At 45.8% G+C, this 3,735-nt stretch carries 3 protein-coding genes; 2 read left to right on the top strand and 1 reads right to left on the bottom strand.

The features are described from left to right. Positions 1–110 precede the first annotated feature (110 nt). Both ACTIE0_RS23330 and larB read left to right on the top strand, forming a co-directional pair. Positions 111–1,901 (top strand): ABC transporter substrate-binding protein, encoded by a 1,791-nt coding sequence (locus ACTIE0_RS23330; RefSeq protein ID WP_006626064.1) that lies wholly within the window; start codon positions 111–113, stop codon positions 1,899–1,901. A 48-nt stretch (positions 1,902–1,949) separates the two neighbouring features. Then, positions 1,950–2,741, top strand: a complete 792-nt coding sequence (gene larB, locus ACTIE0_RS23325; protein WP_006626065.1) for a nickel pincer cofactor biosynthesis protein LarB — start codon at positions 1,950–1,952, stop codon at positions 2,739–2,741. Here the strand turns inward: larB and ACTIE0_RS23320 are convergent. After that, a complete protein-coding gene (locus tag ACTIE0_RS23320) occupies positions 2,732–3,349 on the bottom strand; it encodes a GNAT family N-acetyltransferase (protein ID WP_006626066.1) in 618 nt (205 codons plus the stop codon). The genes larB and ACTIE0_RS23320 overlap by 10 nt on opposite strands. Positions 3,350–3,735 lie beyond the last annotated feature (386 nt).

Raw genomic sequence — 3,735 nt, 5'->3', positions numbered from 1 at the left:
TGTTACCTTAACGGGTAATAGTGCTATCGTCGCATTGTCAGGCAATAGCCGGATAAATGTCGCGTAAATGTATCAGCCTAAAAGCGCAATCGCCATAAACTTTGCCAGTTATGAACCATTTAGTCTATCCAGGGTCAAAGCGCGGGTTACTCATCCGCCTAGCCTCAGTATTATTAGTAATATTATTAGCCCTAGGCTTATGGGGTTGTGGTGTCGCCCAATCTGCCGACAGACCCTCCCGCCTAGTTATTCCCACCCCTAGCGGTCCGAGTACGTTTAACTATCCGCTAAATGAATCCGCCTATAGCGTTTTTGGCTATATTTATAGTCCCGTCATCGAAGAACACCCCGTTACCGGAGAACTCCAACCAGGTCTAGCAGAGTCTTGGGAAATTGCCCCAAATGGTCAAAGGATTATCATCACCCTGCGATCGGGTTTAAAATGGTCTGACGGTGAACCCATGACCGTAGATGATGTGATTTTCACCTACAACGAGATCTATTTCAATGACCAAATCCCCAGCAGCTTTAAAGATATTCTCAGAGTAGGACGCGATCGCACCCTACCCACCGTTAAAAAACTCGATGATCGGCGGGTCGAATTTTCCGTCCCCGAACCCTTCGCCCCTTTCCTCCGATATGCAGGCGGTTTACCAATTTTACCCGCCCATGTTTTGGCTGACTCCGTTCGGAATTTCGACTCTCAAGGAAATCTCCTATTTTTGAGTACCTGGGGAACCAATACCGACCCCCAGGAAATTGTTGGTAATGGTATGTACCGCATCAGAAGCTATAACCCCAATCAACGGGTTATCCTAGAACGTAACCCCTACTATTGGCGGGAAGACTCACAGGGGAACCCCCAACCCTATATAGAGCAAATAGTGTGGCAAATTATCGAGAGTAGCGATACCCAACTACTCAATTTTAGGTCTGGTTCCCTCGATACCCTAGATGTTCAACCAGAAGCATTCCCCCTGCTGAAACCTGAAGAAACCAGAGGGCAATATACCATCTACAGTCCTGGCCCGGATACCGGAACTGTGTTTATGTCTTTTAATCTTAATCAGGGCAAAAATGCCGACGGTAGACCTTTTGTGGAACCCTATAAATCCCGATGGTTTAATAATCTAGCCTTTCGTCAAGCAGTATATTATAGCATAAATAGAGAGGTGATGAAAAATAATATTTTTTTAGGATTGGGTGAGTTACAACATTCGCCGTTCCCGGTGCAAAGTCCTTTTTATCTATCTCCAGAACAGGGATTAAGAACCTATAGCTATAACCCGGAAAATGCTAGGGAATTATTGCGAGAGGCGGGTTTTTCCTATGATGATAATGGCAATTTAATCGATGACGAAGGTAATCAAGTCCGGTTGACGTTGTTGGTGGCGGCGGGTCGAAAAGTTCGGGAACAAATGGCGACCCAAATTGCTCAAGATTTATCCAGAATTGGCATCCGAGTGGATCCGCTATTTTTGAGTTTTAATACTTATGTAAATAGGTTGTCTAAGACTCGCAATTGGGAGGCTTTTTTGGGTGGATTTACTGGGGGAGTTTTAGAGCCCCATGGTGGCTATAATATTTGGTCTGTTAATGGTCGTCTCCATACGTTTAATCAAGGTCAGCAACCGGGAGAACCTGAAATAGAAGGTTGGGTGGTATCAGACTGGGAGCAAAAAATTGATGATTTATATGTGCAGGCTTCCCAGGAACTAGATAATGATAAACGTAGGGAACTTTATGGAGAAGCCCAGAAGATTATTGCGGAAAATTTGCCGTTTCTGTATATGGTTAATCCTTTGGTATTCGATGCCATACGCGATCGCATAGAAGGCATTAACTATACACCCATCGGCAGAGGGTTCTGGAATTTATACGAGTTAAAAATTCGCGAATAGGGATAAATAAACGGTATCCTCAGATAACCCGTATTCAGGAAATTGTCAATGACACCGGAAGCCTTAAAACAGCTATTAGAATATGTCGCACAAGGCTATTTATCCCCCAGAGAAGCCCTGAACAAAATGCGATATTTTGATTTTGAGACGGTCGGAAATTATGCCAAAATAGATAATCACCGACAACTGAGAACCGGATTTCCCGAAGTGATTTGGGGACCGGGAAAAACCCCAGAGCAAATCCGAGAAATAATGCAGACTATGCAGGGACGAAATCCGGTAGTGATGGCGACCCGAATTGAGCCGGAAGTTTATGAAGAACTGCGGCGGGAAATGCCAGATTTAGAATATTATCGAGAAGCTAAGATTTGTGCCTTAGATAGGCGTTATCGGTCTGCTGAACCGCAATCTGTGGGTGTAATAGGAATTTTAACCGCCGGAACTGCTGATATATCTGTGGCGGAGGAAGCAGCGGTCACCGCCAGCTTATCAGGGTTTCAGGTAAAGCGACTGTGGGATGTGGGGGTAGCAGGAATTCACCGACTATTAGGAAACTGGCATTTAATCTCGGATGCTGATGTTTTAATTGTAGTAGCGGGGATGGAAGGAGCTTTACCCAGTGTCGTGGCTGGTTTAGCTGATTGTCCAGTAATTGCTGTCCCCACCAGTATTGGCTATGGTGCAAGTTTTAATGGGTTAGCACCCCTATTAACTATGCTGAATTCCTGTGCGGCGGGTGTAGGAGTAGTCAATATAGATAACGGATTTGGCGCGGCTATCTTGGCTGGCCAAATCCTGCGAGTGGGAGAGCGATTAAACAGAAAAATGGATCAAGACTGAGACAAGTTTTTGCACAAAAACAGTCGCCTCGGCTGACCCAAAAACACAGAGTCCCAACTCCAATCTATCTGGGCTATGCGATAGCCCACTTGATGATACAGTTGTCGTGCTTGGGAATTATTTTCCAGAACATGAAGGTACAAATCAGAGAAACCCCATTTCATGGCGACTTGTTCGCAACCAATCAGGAGTTCCCTGGCTACACCCTGGCGGCGGGCTGTGGGATGAACAGCTAAATTAGAAATATATGGATAGCGATCGCCAATTGACCAGGGATTGTGCGATCTTAACGCCATTTCTACGGTTCCTACCAAATGTTCTGGGACATTTAGAGGTATATTACCTAATTTATGAGGAGAATCTGCGATCGCAGCCACTAGACAGGTATAATACCCCGAGCTAGTAGCCAAGCGATTACGCAAATCCTCGTAAATGCCCAGGCGAAAAATAGGATACATCAAGCCACCGAGTCCCTGTCGAGTATGAAAACTCTCAGCGAGGATCTCCGTTAATCGGGTAACATCAGCCCGTAGGGCTGCCCTAATTTTTAGGGGATACCCGTGTGAGGCACCACCGGAACCTTCTCGTTTGTAAGTTGTTGAGGTCAAGAAGAACGGCTCCACGATTCCAAGCCAACTTCTTTACACTGTACCATTACTCCATTGGCATCGGATCAATTAACAAGGCGGGTGAGCGGACTAGGGTGGCCCATTATAGCTTTTGACACTCCTCGCCCTGAAGTGCGAGGATTCTTGAGCTAACAATTGCCCTTTCAGGTTTTACCCCTATTTAGGTCTTAAACTGTTATGTCTGAACCGAGCTTGCTAGAAGATTAGGTAGGGGTCGAGAGGGAAGTCGCCTTCCCCCACTCCCATTCAAAACCGTGCTTGATACTTTCGCATCACACGGCTCCTGATGTATAGCACAAGACAGAACACTTAGGACGTATAATGGAGAGGACGAGATGACTAAGAAGACCAAAAATGCCAGCCCC

The organism is Limnospira sp., assembly GCF_051859755.1.
Lineage (GTDB): Bacteria > Cyanobacteriota > Cyanobacteriia > Cyanobacteriales > Microcoleaceae > Limnospira > Limnospira fusiformis.
The sequence above is the reverse complement of the archived record's forward strand: the minus strand, read 5'-3'. Positions and strand labels throughout refer to the sequence as shown.